This is a genomic window from Paenibacillus sp. FSL R7-0198 (assembly GCF_038000415.1).
Taxonomy (GTDB): Bacteria; Bacillota; Bacilli; order Paenibacillales; family Paenibacillaceae; genus Paenibacillus.
The window spans coordinates 4802435-4817251 of sequence record NZ_JBBOCB010000001.1; the positions used below are offsets into that span (position 1 = coordinate 4802435).

General features: G+C 41.6%; 18 protein-coding genes and 1 pseudogene. 15 read left to right on the forward strand and 4 right to left on the reverse strand.

Translation table 11 applies throughout. The features are described from left to right. The first annotated feature begins 260 nt into the window (after positions 1-260). The 12 genes and pseudogenes from MKY87_RS20775 (at position 261) to MKY87_RS20830 (ending at position 8056) form a co-directional block, all read left to right on the forward strand. The gene (locus MKY87_RS20775) at positions 261-473 is read left to right on the forward strand and encodes a hypothetical protein (protein ID WP_340965970.1); all 213 of its coding nucleotides are present in this window, start codon (positions 261-263) and stop codon (positions 471-473) included. Then, complete coding sequence (locus MKY87_RS20780) at positions 436-789, forward strand: hypothetical protein (RefSeq protein WP_340965971.1); 354 nt, start codon at positions 436-438, stop codon at positions 787-789. The genes MKY87_RS20775 and MKY87_RS20780 overlap by 38 nt, the downstream gene beginning before the upstream one ends. A gap of 406 nt (positions 790-1195) precedes the next feature. After that, positions 1196-2080, forward strand: a complete 885-nt coding sequence (locus tag MKY87_RS20785; protein ID WP_340965972.1) for a DUF4183 domain-containing protein — start codon at positions 1196-1198, stop codon at positions 2078-2080. An 82-nt stretch (positions 2081-2162) separates the two neighbouring features. After that, the gene (locus MKY87_RS20790) at positions 2163-2447 is read left to right on the forward strand and encodes a DUF4183 domain-containing protein (protein WP_091034485.1); all 285 of its coding nucleotides are present in this window, start codon (positions 2163-2165) and stop codon (positions 2445-2447) included. A gap of 255 nt (positions 2448-2702) precedes the next feature. After that, complete coding sequence (locus tag MKY87_RS20795) at positions 2703-3956, forward strand: WXG100 family type VII secretion target (protein ID WP_340965973.1); 1254 nt, start codon at positions 2703-2705, stop codon at positions 3954-3956. Between the two features lie 18 nt (positions 3957-3974). Continuing rightward, complete coding sequence (locus tag MKY87_RS20800; protein ID WP_340965975.1) at positions 3975-4463, forward strand: hypothetical protein; 489 nt, start codon at positions 3975-3977, stop codon at positions 4461-4463. An 87-nt stretch (positions 4464-4550) separates the two neighbouring features. Further along, the gene (locus MKY87_RS20805; protein ID WP_340965976.1) at positions 4551-5018 is read left to right on the forward strand and encodes a SitI3 family protein; all 468 of its coding nucleotides are present in this window, start codon (positions 4551-4553) and stop codon (positions 5016-5018) included. A 60-nt stretch (positions 5019-5078) separates the two neighbouring features. Beyond that, positions 5079-5552, forward strand: coding sequence for a hypothetical protein (locus MKY87_RS20810; RefSeq protein ID WP_340965977.1), 474 nt, complete (start codon positions 5079-5081; stop codon positions 5550-5552). A 103-nt stretch (positions 5553-5655) separates the two neighbouring features. Further along, positions 5656-6318 carry a hypothetical protein gene (locus MKY87_RS20815; protein WP_340965978.1) on the forward strand — a complete coding sequence of 221 codons (663 nt, stop codon included), beginning with the start codon at positions 5656-5658 and terminating at the stop codon, positions 6316-6318. A gap of 183 nt (positions 6319-6501) precedes the next feature. Beyond that, positions 6502-6816, forward strand: a pseudogene (locus MKY87_RS20820) (NgoFVII family restriction endonuclease); the annotation flags it as partial. Between the two features lie 55 nt (positions 6817-6871). Continuing rightward, complete coding sequence (locus MKY87_RS20825; protein WP_340967502.1) at positions 6872-7909, forward strand: RES family NAD+ phosphorylase; 1038 nt, start codon at positions 6872-6874, stop codon at positions 7907-7909. Between the two features lie 39 nt (positions 7910-7948). Further along, entirely contained in the window at positions 7949-8056 is a 108-nt protein-coding gene (locus tag MKY87_RS20830; RefSeq protein WP_340967503.1) for a topoisomerase DNA-binding C4 zinc finger domain-containing protein, read from the forward strand. 58 nt (positions 8057-8114) lie between these two features. Here the strand turns inward: MKY87_RS20830 and MKY87_RS20835 are convergent, their stop codons facing one another. Beyond that, positions 8115-8474, reverse strand: a complete 360-nt coding sequence (locus MKY87_RS20835; protein WP_253505875.1) for a helix-turn-helix domain-containing protein — start codon at positions 8472-8474, stop codon at positions 8115-8117. Between the two features lie 144 nt (positions 8475-8618). On the opposite strand from MKY87_RS20835, the gene MKY87_RS20840 reads away from it, so the two are divergent. Both MKY87_RS20840 and MKY87_RS20845 read left to right on the forward strand, forming a co-directional pair. Next, a complete protein-coding gene (locus MKY87_RS20840; protein WP_340965983.1) occupies positions 8619-9134 on the forward strand; it encodes a HEPN domain-containing protein in 516 nt (171 codons plus the stop codon). A 506-nt stretch (positions 9135-9640) separates the two neighbouring features. Beyond that, a complete protein-coding gene (locus tag MKY87_RS20845; RefSeq protein WP_340967504.1) occupies positions 9641-9967 on the forward strand; it encodes a nucleoside triphosphate pyrophosphohydrolase in 327 nt (108 codons plus the stop codon). Between the two features lie 280 nt (positions 9968-10247). Here MKY87_RS20845 and MKY87_RS20850 read toward each other — a convergent pair whose 3' ends face one another. From MKY87_RS20850 to MKY87_RS20860, 3 genes are read right to left on the reverse strand one after another with little or no spacing between them, the layout of a single operon-like run. Further along, positions 10248-11018: a MerR family transcriptional regulator gene (locus MKY87_RS20850; RefSeq protein ID WP_340965986.1), complete on the reverse strand. Its 771-nt coding sequence runs from the start codon at positions 11016-11018 to the stop codon at positions 10248-10250. After that, the gene (locus MKY87_RS20855) at positions 10993-11919 is read right to left on the reverse strand and encodes a DUF2268 domain-containing protein (protein ID WP_340965988.1); all 927 of its coding nucleotides are present in this window, start codon (positions 11917-11919) and stop codon (positions 10993-10995) included. Before MKY87_RS20855 ends, MKY87_RS20850 begins: the two co-directional genes overlap by 26 nt. A 59-nt stretch (positions 11920-11978) precedes the next feature. Further along, positions 11979-13235, reverse strand: coding sequence for an MFS transporter (locus MKY87_RS20860; protein ID WP_340965991.1), 1257 nt, complete (start codon positions 13233-13235; stop codon positions 11979-11981). Between the two features lie 276 nt (positions 13236-13511). On the opposite strand from MKY87_RS20860, the gene MKY87_RS20865 reads away from it, so the two are divergent. Further along, a complete protein-coding gene (locus MKY87_RS20865; protein WP_340965993.1) occupies positions 13512-14810 on the forward strand; it encodes a galactokinase in 1299 nt (432 codons plus the stop codon). Positions 14811-14817: the final 7 nt, after the last annotated feature.

A 14817-nucleotide genomic window follows, 5' to 3' on the forward strand; every position in this document is an offset into this window, starting at 1 on the left:
TAATAGTGTAAATAACTAACAAGAGTAACTCACGAAAGTCATGAATGAACTTTCTTTAGGTCCAGTTCAAATGGATGATGATATCGTGTTGTCTTGCCAAATCTGAACGGGCTTTACCCAACTACTCCGGAAGAGTACGAACCTCATTCGTTATAGTCGTGATGTAGTAATGTTGTCTCTGTTGTTTTGGTTTGAAATGGGATGTTTGAATCGGGAAGTGCGGATTCTTCTTTATTAGTTACAGAAAAATAAAGCACAAGTTGAAGTATCAATATGATAAGAGTAATCATGATAAAGATGATAATATTCCTTTTGTTCAATGTGTATCTTCCTTTCAGCGAAAAGATTTTAATGAAGTGAATTTAGTGGTTAATAACCAATTATATCATATTTTGGGTGGTGATATAAATGAAGAGGCTTTGGGTGTTATGTATTTTGATACTTTTAGTGACAGGGTGTGGTCTGAACAATAGAGAGAAAGCTATTGATTATCTAACGCAAAATCAAAGAAATGATGCATCACTCATTGTATTCACCGACCGACCTTCGGAGCGGCCATTTATTGTTGAATTACAGACGCAATTAAATGAAGTGAATAACGAGAATTTGAGGGCAGAAGGCCCAATAACTAACGTAACCTTTTATAATGTCCGTGATGAAATTAAGTTTAATTATGAGAAGATTTTCGGTCTGAAATCATATCCGTACATGATCCTATTCGAGAAAGGCCAGATCACATTGGAGACGCAGAAACCGGAAGAGATCGTTCAGCATTTTAAGAAGATGTAAGAGTCTACTAAAAAGAAGTCTGATCCCGATGGATCGCTGAGTTAAACATAAAATGTGATCTGTGAGGTCCTACTGGGGAGACAATGAAGCCATGCTGGCAAGACAAAGGACAACTATAGCAAGACTCTTGTCTTTTTTATTGGGCTTCCCTCATAGTTATTCGCACACTCTCCGAATGTGCTAAGGACATAGTATAGGGCATACACACTATGTGCATCGGCCTAAGGAGATGACCATTTTGAAGTATCTGAACAAGAGGACAGCCACCCTCAACAAATTAAGGCCCAGTCGTTCTACGTCGAAATGCAGAAAAAAACACTTGGTAAAACGAAAGAAATGCCATATTATCCGTAGGTCTTATCGGAGAAAACGCTGCTCACTGAAGCGTCCATTAAGATCACAGAAAATGGCCCGTGACAAAAAAGTCATTTCATTACCGAGAGGGATGGGTAGCAACCCGGTATGTTGTGAGCCCGCCCCCCTGCTCGCTCCGTTGAGACAACATGAATTGGAGACGGTGAGTCTCCCTGGAACGCAAGGTGTGGCAGGTGCCCAAGGCCCCGCAGGCCCTCACGGCGGGCCGGGTCAACAAGAGGTTCCCGGAGCGCAGGGTCCCGCCGGATCTCACGGTGAGCCGGGTCAACCGGGGCTTCCCGGAGTGCAGGGTCCAGTTGGTCCTCAAGGAGGGCCGGGTCAACCGGGGCTCCCCGGAGCACAGGGGCCCGCAGGCCCTCAAGGTGAGCCGGGTCAATCGGGAGTTCCCGGAGCGCAGGGTCCCGCTGGCCCTCAGGGTGAGCCGGGACAAACGGGGCTTCCCGGAGCACAGGGTCCCGCAGGCCCTCAGGGTGAGCCGGGACAACCGGGAATTCCCGGAGCGCAGGGCCCCGCAGGTCCGCAGGGTGAGCCGGGTCAACCGGGAACTCCAGGAGTCCAAGGACCAACGGGTCCCCCAGGTGAGCAAGGTCCACCGGGCACCGTACCCGGAATTGAAATCATTCCTACGGCAAACCGTTATTTCTATTTTCCGGACACCGATCTGGATTTGTCGGCCTCAGTTACAATTCCTGCCACAGCATTCACAAATGACGATGGCGGCAGCATAACCGAATTTGCCGGAATTGGACTTAACAGTTTTAACAATCTATATATCAACGGGATCGTCCAACAAGGAAACTCATACGATCTAAGTGCTGAGAGTTTGTTTTTTTCGTCACAAAACGGTGTGATCTTTGCAGGGACACCTATCACTATAGAGATAATTATAATAACAGCCAATATAATAAATGGTTAAAATTGGTTTTATTTGCTGGTTCCTTTGCCTTCACTACTCCCAAACCTACCACATATACTATGTTAGGTAGGAGGTGAGAAACATGCCACTTGTGACACCATTTCAGAACAGTTTGAGATTTGCTGCAACCATTGGTGATGGGACCGGCACTGGGGCAACGTTTGCCATTGCTGCGACTGCCTTTACAAACGACGCTGGTGTAGCTGCAACCGCATTTCCAGGCACCTACAACTACTACAATCTTTATATTAATGGCCTTATGCAGACAGCAGATACGTCCTCGGCTACGACGACTACAATTACAATTCCCGGTGGAGATGCATTAAATGATGGAACTCCAATTGTTGTACAATTTGTAGTGTCTTAAAAAGATTTAATCCTACTGTATCGTTATCTTGTGCGACTTCTATCTGTGATAGAAGTCGTTCTTTTTGTACAAGTTACCCAGTCGGCTCAACGGCATTCATCCATGCATTAATGTGCAAAAATAGTTACCCAAGGATGTTGCCCAACTACCGGATAACCTCTGAAGAAATGATCCTTCCGTTTGATTCCAATCCTCCTTCTAACTTGTTAAAATTTAGGTACATAAACTACGGTCAGGTTGGCGGGTGATATGGAAATGCAGCGAATTGAGGTACATCCCGATCTATTGGAGGAAAAGGCCCGGTTGGTCCAGCAGAAGAAACAGGAACTGGAGCGAATGGTCTGGGAACTGGAGAAATCAATTTATATGTTGCAATCCGAGTGGTCGGGTGTGACAGGAGAGCGTTTCTTCTGGGATTTTATGCAGGTGAAAGAAGTGTTCCCGACTACAATCGGGCTGTTGGACGAAATCCAGAAAGAGTTTACGTTTATCGCGAAGAACTTCAAAACAACGGACGGCTCAGGCGAGGTTGCGCTGTACATTCCAGAGGAACTAAAGCGAAATTTCGCTGTAGGGCTGCTCGATAAATCCATAGGAGAAACAATCACGGGAATGGGCCAGACGGCAGAAGCTTTCTTCGAGAACCCATTCAGTACATTAAGCAGCGTGGCATATGCCATGACAGTGGGCAAAGTTGTAGACGTTGGGCGTGGTATTCAGTTTGCATGGGACACCGCCTGGGGCACGGGAACGGCGCGGTCTGATATAGAACAATTTGTAGAAGAGCAGAAGAAGCAGATCGATGAGAGTGGAGCAGGGTATTACGGTGGAGCGATGACAGGTCAGGCTTTGGCGTACGTTTTGTTTGGCAAAGCCTTTCGTTCAATGGATGATAAGCATACCGATCTGGGTGGATCGGGTGGAGGTAAGTCGGGGCATGGGGAGAATGGCTCACATAATAAAGAATTTACGTTTATTACAGACCCCGGAGAAATGAAGAAATATATTACACCTCCTAAAGATGGATTTCAGGCGTATCTTGAAAGAAATTATATTGAAATTAGAACAAAAGGAATTGAGGATGTACCTATTGTTGCTAAAAATACAGGGCTGACAGAAGAGCAAGTTACTAACATGAAAAGACATCTATTCTTGAGCACTTATAATTTGTCCATAGAAGGTAAACCGTATAAAGAAAACTACTTTCAAGCCGACGGGGATATAGCATATGCTTGGAAGAAAGCTCAAAACGGTGATCTTAATGAAGCTGAGAAGGATTGGTTTAAGACATTAGCGAATCATGAATTGAGAGAAAAAGAGTTAATGAGTGAAGGAATGCCCCTGAGGGATCGGACGACTTGGAGCGCGGAATTAGAGACATTTAAAATAGATACAGAGAAAAATGCTCATGATAAAGCTGCTGTAACAGCTCCCAATCCTCCGCCTTTTCCAGGTTACGATCCTAGTAAGGATTTTGGTAAGTACTACGATGATAAGATTGATTACTAAATGTTGAGGTGAAACAGAATGTTATTGGAAAATGCAGTAATTAAACTAAATAATATAAATTGGGCCTTAGTAGGTACTGTTATCTCTGAGGAGGATACTAAACTCGGATATGAATTCCTCAGAAGAATGGCTCAGTTTTATAAATCGGAGCAGCTGAAGCCTATGCCACCTGCATTTACAAATGTGGCGAAACTGCTAGGAGATCAGGGAGAGGAATTAGATATTTCAGCTTATTGTAGTTCAGAGGCTGTTGCGTATTTGAATCAAAACTCCTATGTGAAAAGAATATTTGAATACTATTTACAGTTGGCGAAGTACGCAGAGAATAACACGGGCATTAGTCAATATCTAGACATTTATGAACCGTTAATTAAACTTTTTGAAAGGGGCGGCTCTTTTACCATCAAACCACTCTCTCTAGAAATTATACAAGTCTCACATTTCCCACTAAACAATTGGTATGAAAAATTTGTGGAGAAAGATCCGATTGATATTAATAATCTGTAGATCATATTTAATGTAATTGTATTCATACAAACAGCACTCCTACCAAATTATAGTAGAGGTTTGTATGTAATAGTAGGAGGAGATTAATTGGCAACTGACTGCTCCTTGAAATGTGAAGAAGTTGTGTTGACAAAAGAAACTCTGATTGAGATCTTAACTAAGATCAATATTATTTGTGATGAAGTAATTCAATTAGACAAAGGATTTAAAATTGATGAAACAGTAAATGAAGTTGGATTTTCAATTGCTTTAATTGATACTTCAGCTAGTCCATTTGGTTACGATTCAGAGTTTCTTGCCAATGATTTTAAATATAATCAGAGTTTAAATTTCCGAATAGATAATGACTGGGACAGTATAGAGGCAATTATCCGCATTCTTGTACTTGTCTTTGAAATAATCGATTCGACGGAAAGTAACCTTTTGTTTCTGCTTAATGATAATGAATGTTTTTATAGAATTGATGGGACTTTAAGAATTAATAACGAAGACGGTTTTTGGGATCGAGTAGAGTACAGAAGGTTTATTGAAACTAGAGAATATCAAGATATGTAGAAGATTTTTAGGGAGATAATTCAACAGGATTCTACTCATCCAATAGAGGAGGATCAATAAATGGATTACGAATTATTTCTACGAGCTAATTTAGATCTTAATTATTTAGGGAAGCTGTTAGAAAGACATACTATTGAATTTGTTAACGGATCAGTTTCATTTAATAGTAACGATGAAGAAATAGTAATTGGATCTAATTTTTTTACGTTGACTCTTGAAATTGAAGATATTTCTGACATAGCTTTTGTTAGAAATTATTACAACTTAGATGTTAATGTGTGCATTAGGGTTCAGTTATTTGATAATACATTTTATGAAGGACTTGAGCATTTATTTAAAATCATAGGAAACCTTATAGGAAATACTAGTGGAAATCTTTTATTCCTAGAAAATGGCTCTACTCAACTACTTAGAATGGAGAATGGTCTGTTGGCGGTAAATAATCGGTTGGATGAATATCAAACTAAATACCTAACTCCAAGCCTTCTTCTTTTACTTGACCATCCCTATATTGAAAAGGAGTTATCAAGTTAAAAAAAGCAGCAGGTAAATGAAATAATGATACTACTCAAAGGCACTTCTACCAGACAAATGTAGGGGTGCTTCTTACTATAAAATCTTAGGAGAACAAATTGCCATGATTTTAAAGAAACGATTTGTAATGATTGGATGCTGCATTGGCTTTGTATTTTTACTTGTTCTAACCTATAGCTTTTATAAAGAAAAAAGAATGTATGAACAGTATCTAACGATGAATGTACGACAAGATATGGTTGATATGAAAAGTGCGATTATAAATAATGATATTTTGTTTGACCGAATACTTAAGAATGTGAAAATAACTAACGAGATGGTTGAGGATGGAGAACAAGCTAGCCAGCTCTATTACAACTTTACAAATATGACGCAGATTATAGATAAGTATAACTTGATGAATCTAAATTTCAGTGAAGAAGCTAACTGGCTGGTAAAACCCGCATCTTTATTCACAAACGATCTAGGTCAAGATGATGTAATGCCACCTACACTTCATCGCATGCGAATGACGTTCGAGAGACTGGACATAACCAGGTATCCTGTAACACCTGAACTCAAAACCAGGATCGAGGAGTATCAGCAGTTAAATCATCGATGGCTGAACATTGTTGGGGATTTTGAATCCAAGGAAACTAACGAGAAGGATTGGCCCCAAATCTTGAATGATCTGGAGCAAGAGACCCTAGCTTATTTTAGTGAAAAAAAGCTTGATTTCGTGGATGATGACGTTTGGAGAGATGCTTTGAATCCAAGGTATGAATGATGAAGAAGAGTGCTCCTGCCGTTCATAGGCAGTAGAGAGTGCTCTTTTTTTATATAAACAACAACTAATGAATTTTTTCCCATGCTGGACGATAATAGAGTAGAGACCATATTTACCAATACCAAGCATGTAATGAAGTCACCTACATATCCACAACCATCCTCACCCACACGAGGTACATTCATGAAACAAGGCATATATGAACAGCTTATCAACACAATCACCAGACATGAGATTTCGGCGCTGGACCCGGATGTGTATAACATTGGGACTGAGAAGCTGGACGCAGAAGAAGCACGTAAACTGCTGTAAACATATTTGGCGGCGGTGACTCGACGAGCGCTCAAGATTGTACGGGAACAGACAGAAGATAAGGCAGCAGTGTTGGCATAGATCCGAACGTGTAATGAGATTATTGCTACCCTGAAAGGTGCGCTTGGGGAAGAAGAACACAACGAATTGCAACTGGATGAGCAGGGGGAAGTGCTGACCCATGTGTTATAATAAACCTGTTAGTTGTTATTCCATTTACTTGTGCAGGAGGAATATTTTGATGATAGTTTGCTGTGAAAATTGTTTTAACTATGAACCCTTTAAAAAACATATTCAAGAAAAAGGGATAATTAATAACTGTTCATTTTGTACATCTCAAGGCGTTCGAACACTTGATGTACAAGATAGCTTTTTTGATGAAAATATGTTCATTTTTGCTCATAAATTTAGAGCGAATGATTCAGGCTTTGAACTAGAAAGGTTCTTTACCAAACAAATCGACCTATTAAGTGTAACTATATCACCAACAGCTGCGAAAGAACTAATATATAAATTATTTCGTGAATCCATAGGTAGAAAATTGCTGGATGGGAAATTTAGCGTCAAGTTAGAGGACGATATAATTAGCACTTGGAATAAATTTAAAGAAAACATTAAACATGGTAATCGGTTTGGTTTCGGAATTGACGCTAAATTAAAGGAATCTCTTATTGAAATACTCCAAACTAATGAAATGCATTTAAACGGAGAAGAAACCCTTTTTCGTGCGAGACTTGGTAAGGCAGTAAATGAGTATGGTAGTGCACCATATGAAGGCGACCAAATCATGAATCCTCCCAAACACTTAGCTTCTGAGGGAAGAATCAATCCAAAGGGAATCCCCTATCTATATTTAGCCGAAAACTTAGAAACTGCAATTGCAGAAGTAAGACCTTATAAAGGAAAAGAAGTTTCCGTTGCTACTGTGAAAATTGAAGATAATATCCGTATCTCTTCATTTAACAACAATACATTCTATGGCAAGACACTTTTTAAGCAATATCAGCTTTATTCATTAACTAATATAGTAAACATGGAACTCTCTAAGCCTGTAGAAGAAGAAACAAAATATTTTAATTATATACCTACTCAATATGTTGCTGAGTTAGCAAAACATCTTAAATTTGAAGGTCTAGCATACGGTAGTGCATTAGGAAATGGGAAAAATTATTGTTTATTTAATCAAGAGAAGGCTTCATGGGTAAATAGCCGTTTGTATAGAACTAAACAAATTCATATTGAGTACGAACCTGTAGATAGTTGGGATGACTTTATCTAGTTGGGACTTTAACTTTGAACATTAAAAAAATACATAGAAATCAAATGTAGTTGTGGTGCTGTAATGGTTAAACGTAAGAATAAAGCTGGGGCGGAATATTGGGGATGTAGCAGCTACCCTACTTGTAGAAAAACGAAAGCTATCTGAATATGTCAAAATGACGTAAAAACAAAGGCAAAGCAACCGGTTAAACGGTTGCTTTGCCTTATTTCTGATTTGTCCTGTAACTCTTCAGTATCTCTTTTAGTATGTTCCTAGATAATTGGATATTATCTAAAGATGCATCTCTCAACATGTCCACTATTTCTTGAATCATGATATCCGTCTCTGTTAATTCAATTTCATCATTCACATAAGCAAAAAGTTGAGAAACATTTACATCCAACGCCTCTGCAATTTTACCAAGATTAATTAAAGAAACGTTCTTCTCTCCACGTTCAACTTGTCCAATGTATGTAAAATGGAATCCACCTTTTTCTCCAAGTGCCTCCTGTGATAGTCCCTTATCTTTCCTTAAAACTTTAATTCGTGCACCGACTAATTTTAAAATTTTTCTATCTTCCAAACTATGCACCCCCTATATGTAAAAGTGTAGACAAGATTATAGGGGCTAAACACGACCATTTAGATCGTATAATTTTTAATGATTATATCTTTGGGTATTTATTTTGTTGTATAATATTGGTATTAACTCTTTGGAGGGATGACAATGGCAAGAAATTGGTCCATAACCGAAGCACATTGTAATCACCAAGTAGATTTTACCTCACGTTCACAAGACCGCGATTTCTCCATACAACCTAAGTCCAGATACACACTGGCTTACCATAAGCTACATACTACAATCATGGACTATCACCAACATGCTCAGTATCACATCAAACTTGCTGCTATCATGTGTAATCACAATCAGTTTAAAACCTGCCTGATTCTATGTGATTGGGCTCTAGCCTCCATGATTAAGGCGCTTTATATCCATAAGTATCATTCAGTACATCCACCTAAGGAACTCACGATGAACGAAATCTTACCATTAGTGCATACGGAGACTGAACCCGGACTAGATATTGCCTTGTTCATCGGCACGATGCAACATATGTCATCCCTAGCGGATTACCTAGATGACCAGCCAATAGAACTGGACAACATCGAAAAGCTTTTTCAACGAACAGAAGAGATATTGGACGAGTTACACGCAAGATTAATGAATAATTCATCAGAGTAAAATTTATTTTTTTAAGTGGCTTCTCAGGGTTAAATGCTTGATTAATCTATGTTACGGTTACAAGATGACATCATCCAAATAAAGGATATATGATGCAGAGATTACAAAGGATACTCTTTGCTTTGCATCTGGAAAGTAGGTGTACATTTTGAAAAGAGTAATTGCTACCGTGTTTTTCATATTATCTATATTGGAATTGGTTACTCTAATCCTAATTGGTAAAAGCATGATGATTGGGTATATGGAACCGAGTACGTTTAGCGGGATAATTTCATTCCCACTAAGCGCTACGTACCTCTCGATCTGGATGTTCTTTTCACGGCAAGAGTTTACCGGAGGACGAGTCGCGGCACAGATCAGTTTTACAGCGGCATTGTTGACGACGTGCCCGTTGGTGTGTTTGTTAATTATTTTCTATTAAATCAACCCATCTCTCCACAATGGCAACAAAGGAGATTCTGGATTGATGCTAGGAGACTTCAAGAACAGAAATTATGTTATACCACATGCCTACATATAACAAATTGGTGAGGGACAAGATTCCGGATATTATCACATCCAGCGGTAAGGAATGCCGCACACGCATTCTGGACCTGGAGGAGTATAAGCAAGAGTTAAGAACGAAGCTGCAAGAAGAATCGGATGAGTATGTAAAAGCAGCAAGCGATCAGGAAGCGCTGGAAGAATTGGCAGACATGCTGGAGGTAATCCGAGCCCTGGCGGAGGTACATGGGGCGAATGGGGCACAACTCGATAAGCTGCGGGCGGATAAGGCCGAGGAGCGCGGTGGATTCCAGGAACGGGTGTATCTGATCGATGTCGACGAAGCTTAACGTTAAACTCATTACAGATAACTTGGCAGACGAACTCATTTCTCGTATGCAGCATGCGTCCGGGATTCATATTATGACTTCCTTTATTATGCAGTCTGGTGTGAAGCTGCTTGCTCCGTATTTGAAACGGGCAGCAGAACGTGGAGCAGAGGTACGAATGCTCGCAGGAGATTATCTGTATATCACACAGCCGGAAGGACTACGGGCGCTCTGTGAGGTTAATCCACGAATCGAGACACATCTGTGGCGAAGTATGGGGGACTTCTTTTCACTCGAAAGCTTATCTGTTCGATGCCGATTGTATAAAAACCATAATCGCTTGATACAAAAAGCTCAAAAATTCCTCATCACCAAACTGATCGAAATAACCCACATATCGACGATCCGTCGTATAGGCTTCTGCAATACATCTCAGAATCTCATCATCACATACCATGAACTGCTCCAGACAACTCTTCCATTCACGCACTAACGCTTGCACCTCAACAGAAGTAGGGGACAGATCCTGATGTTTCGCCAATTCCCGAAATACCTGCTCCATGTTGACCGAGAAATGCTGGTAGGCTTTTTCTTGTTCTTCCACAGACAGTTGGTTCACATTAGCTTCGAATTCCTGATATTTCTCGGTATCTCCGTAGATGAACTTCGCCTCGGATTCATATTGTTCTTGGATGGGCAGAATGGAAGAGTCGTCAAACAGATGAAGATGAACAATATCTTTCCCATCCACATACTCGTCCAACTGGTCGATGATGGTTTCGAGCTTTTGTTTGCGTTGAACGAGTGTACTACGATGCTCTCTCAGGATATCTTTCTGTTCGTCTTTGGAAAGTTGCATCATGGCTGCAATGTCTTTTAATGAGAAATTCATTTCTTTGAACAACAGAATCATTTGCAGATTCCCCAGTGCCTCTTGATCGTAATACCGATAGCCATTGTCCTCGACTTTGCTCGGTTTCAATAGATCCGTTTTATCGTAATAATGTAATGCGCGTTTGGTGACGCCTGTAATCTGGATGATATCTTTAACGGTGAAATAGGGTGTCTTCATTCCAAAATTCCTTTGTTTCAGCAAGGATGACACTTGCCGGAGTGATGGTGGCTTCGGTAATCGGTGTACCTGTTTTGTTCAGATAATATTGAATTAAGTGATAACCGCAGGCATAGCCAGCCGCATAGGGCATACCTACGGGCGTGAAATTTTGCAGTTTGGCAAGTTCATCGCCGTATAGATACGGATTAATCTGGTCAAAACCAGTGACATGCAACTGATCTTTCATCTTCGGTTTGATAACTTTATTCAATGTTTCCATATCGGTCTTGACTACCCAGGGTCCTAACAACTCTTCTCCATACAGGGATGTCGCAAAGCTCTCAGCCAACCCCTCGCTAACAACCATCTCGCCAAGCGTAATCTGCGGACTCCACTGGATATGTTGATACCTCACATTATGATTGCATTCATGGGCTAACACGGATTGCATACGAGGTAGAGTATACCCATTGGGGATCAGGTTCGCAATAATATAACCCGGGATTCCACCATCTCCGCTAATACCTTCGTTCATCATGAGTGAGGGGCTGTTCTTATCGCCTAATAAAATCGTATATAGATACTCGGAGACCGATAGCTCAATCCCGTGATCTGTAAAGGTCGATAGACTCCTACGGACAGCTTCATGACACTGTTGCCAAAATGCTTCAGACGAAATCGCTGCTAAAGATTCGTTAATCTCAGGTGTGATATCTGCGGGAGCAATATTCATAAAGTTATTCATCATGATCACATCGAAGCCGTGAGGCTCTTGAGAGCGAAACGGTATCTGTTGAATGTTCCATTTGTTCATGAATGGACTCATCATTCGCTCGCGGTATAACTCCAATTTCTCATCGGGTGCAGCCTGGATGATCTCCTCATAGATTTGATCTGAGCGTAACGCGGTAATCTTCATCCTTAATCTCTCCTTCATGTAAGCTTGAGATCATTATCAAGTATGACCTAACGTAACAGTCAAGCGTTGATGTTACGCTGCTGGCTCTCTGAATGATTCTTCATCTTCATTGCGAACACCAGACCAGACAGGATATAGATCAGGCTTAACAAGAGATAAGGGAGTTGGAGCGAGAATACGCGATCAAAAGTCGTTTCACTAACCCGCACCAATAATCCGCCGAGCAGCGTACCGATGGCACTAATGCCAAAGGATAGAAAGCGAAACACACTTCCAACCCTGCCAAGCATCTCATTAGGAACGGAACGTTGCAGGATGGAGGAACGGGTAACATTGTAGACAATAATGAAAAATGCAGCACAGAAGTACAGACTGCCTACCATATATGCATTCATGGTTAAACCCACCACACCGTAGATGATTCCCATGCACAAAATGGAAGAGATAATCAATTGTTTTGTACTCCATTTCTTGCGCATATAAGCAACAGCCTGGCTCCCCACAATGCTGCCGATTGTTGCAATGGAGATGAGCATACCGAATGCAAAAGCATCCAACTGAAGCACATCTCGTACAAAAAAGATCTGAGTAGCCAGGATAATCGAATACATCAGCGTAATGGTGACAGATAGAATGGCTAATCCGCGGAGAAAACGATCATGATAGACATATTGAATACCGGACCACATCTCGCGTTTCCAATTCTTCATCGGGCGAACTTCTCTCTTGGTTGTTTCCGTATCCCCTGGATAGAAGTTTCCCTTCAAACTAATTAAAAAGAGCAGAGCAATAACAGCTGTTACGGCGTCTATGGCAAAAGGAAAAACAATATGCAGGGTTATGATGAACCCTCCCAGAGCAACGCCAAGAATATCACTTGTGATTAACTGTCCGGCGGTGAACTGCCCATTCGCTTTCTCCAATTTACTCTCATCTACCAGTTGTGGGATGACCGTCTGCACCGTGCTGTCGAATACAACTCGGCTCAGGCCAATCCCAAACATGAACAGTGCCAGAATCGGAATGCTCACCCATCCTCCCCAGATACATAACGTCAGGACAAGCAGTAGGATCATTCGCGTAAAGCCTGCCCCAATCAGCATATGTTTGCGTGAGTAACGGTCGATGAGGACACCTACAGGTAGACTGAAGAGAAGCCAGGGTAAACGAAGTGCCGTCATGGTGACAGAGGCATACAACGTATCGCTTGTAAGGGTTGATATGAGCCAAGGAACCGCAGCCAGTGTAAGTCCATCACCCAAAAATGTAAGCGAAAATGCACCGAATAACTTGGTATAATTCGACTTGATTTTCATCGTTCCCTCCAGCAATAAGATATAAAACCTAGCAACTTCGAGGTTGGGAAATAATGTGTTTTCACTTATACCAAATTTAAGTTATTACAAAATGGTTTTCAATCCTATTTTTACATGAAATAACTTCACAAAACGCTTACAAACTTTCAATTCTACCCTACCTTTTCCGCTACGAAGCTGAGATAATGGGATAGGAATAAGGCATGAAACAGACGCGACAACCATGTTCACCAATAGTCTAAAAATAAAAGCTGCATATCCATAGGAGGATTATTAATGACGACACAACCATTGAATCTGATCCAATCCACGAGGGGCCAAGCGCTGCTTGCCCAAATGTATGGACAATCACAAGTAGAGGAACAGACTGCACGTTACACGAAGCTGAACGCAACATTCGAAGAGTACTTTGGCGCACAAGAAGGAAGCAAGTTGTTCAGCGCGTCAGGACGCAGCGAGATTGGCGGCAATCACACGGATCATAACCATGGTAAAGTGCTGGCGGGTAGCATTACGCTGGATACGATTGCAGTGGCAGCACCAACTGCGGATTCGGTTATTACCTTTTATTCAGAAGGTTATGACAAGAAATATGTAATTGATCTCACGGATCTCACGCCAAATACCGAAGACGATGGCACAACAGCATTGATTCGCGGTATGGCTGCGGGATTTGGAGAGTTCGGATATAAGGTAGGCGGTTTCCAGGCGTATCTCTCAAGTAACGTGTTCTCGGCATCAGGGGTGAGTTCCTCGGCGTCATTTGAGATGCTGATCTGTACGATTTTGAATCATTTCTATAACGATGGAGCACTGGATGTTGTAACCTTGGCCAAAATCGGTCAGTATGCGGAGAATCATTATTGGAACAAACCTTCCGGTCTGCTGGATCAGATGGCTTGTGCATATGGCGGACTGATTTCTATTGATTTTGAAAATCCTGCACAGCCGGTTATCGAGCCTGTTCAATGGGATTTCCAACAGAACGGTTACTCATTGGTCATTGTGAATACAGGTGGCAACCACGCCGATCTGACGGAAGATTACGCGGCTGTGCCCAATGAGATGAGAGCGGTTGCTCAGGCTCTGGGCAGTGAGTATGTTCGGGAAATTACGGCAGACGCAATCTACGCCAACCTCAAGAAGGTTCGTGAAGCGGCTGGGGATCGTGCCGTGCTGCGTGCGCTTCATTTCCTGGAAGAAAATAATCGTGTCGATGGTGAGGTTCAGGCGTTGCGTGATGGACGGTTTGCTGATTTCTTGAAACTGATTACGGCGTCTGGTAACTCGTCATGGAAGTGGTTGCAGAATGTATATCAGAGTGGTGCTGTGAAGGAACAGGAGATTGGCATCGCGCTGGCACTGACCGAGAATTATCTGCAAAACCTGGGTGATGGCGCTTGTCGTATTCATGGTGGTGGATTCGCAGGAGTTATTCTGACGATCCTTCCGAACGAAAAAGTAGAAGAGTATATGTCCTGGATGCACGACATGTTGGATACGCCGATTATTGTCGTTAATGTGCGTGCACAGGGTGCAGTATGCCTGAATGCATTGATCCCTAACGCGAGCTAAATAACAC

Bases quoted from the DNA above. Each gene is read 5' to 3' on its own strand.
- MKY87_RS20865 (WP_340965993.1), top strand. From the start codon at position 13,512: ATGACGACACAACCATTGAATCTGATCCAATCCACGAGGGGCCAAGCG.
- MKY87_RS20845 (WP_340967504.1), top strand. From the start codon at position 9,641: ATGCCTACATATAACAAATTGGTGAGGGACAAGATTCCGGATATTATC.
- MKY87_RS20785 (WP_340965972.1), top strand. From the start codon at position 1,196: ATGGCCCGTGACAAAAAAGTCATTTCATTACCGAGAGGGATGGGTAGC.
- MKY87_RS20800 (WP_340965975.1), top strand. From the start codon at position 3,975: ATGTTATTGGAAAATGCAGTAATTAAACTAAATAATATAAATTGGGCC.
- MKY87_RS20855 (WP_340965988.1), bottom strand. From the start codon at position 11,919: ATGAAGATTACCGCGTTACGCTCAGATCAAATCTATGAGGAGATCATC.
- MKY87_RS20810 (WP_340965977.1), top strand. From the start codon at position 5,079: ATGGATTACGAATTATTTCTACGAGCTAATTTAGATCTTAATTATTTA.
- MKY87_RS20850 (WP_340965986.1), bottom strand. From the start codon at position 11,018: ATGAAGACACCCTATTTCACCGTTAAAGATATCATCCAGATTACAGGC.
- MKY87_RS20825 (WP_340967502.1), top strand. From the start codon at position 6,872: ATGATAGTTTGCTGTGAAAATTGTTTTAACTATGAACCCTTTAAAAAA.
- MKY87_RS20860 (WP_340965991.1), bottom strand. From the start codon at position 13,235: ATGAAAATCAAGTCGAATTATACCAAGTTATTCGGTGCATTTTCGCTT.
- MKY87_RS20790 (WP_091034485.1), top strand. From the start codon at position 2,163: ATGCCACTTGTGACACCATTTCAGAACAGTTTGAGATTTGCTGCAACC.
- MKY87_RS20795 (WP_340965973.1), top strand. From the start codon at position 2,703: ATGCAGCGAATTGAGGTACATCCCGATCTATTGGAGGAAAAGGCCCGG.
- MKY87_RS20840 (WP_340965983.1), top strand. From the start codon at position 8,619: ATGGCAAGAAATTGGTCCATAACCGAAGCACATTGTAATCACCAAGTA.
- MKY87_RS20815 (WP_340965978.1), top strand. From the start codon at position 5,656: ATGATTTTAAAGAAACGATTTGTAATGATTGGATGCTGCATTGGCTTT.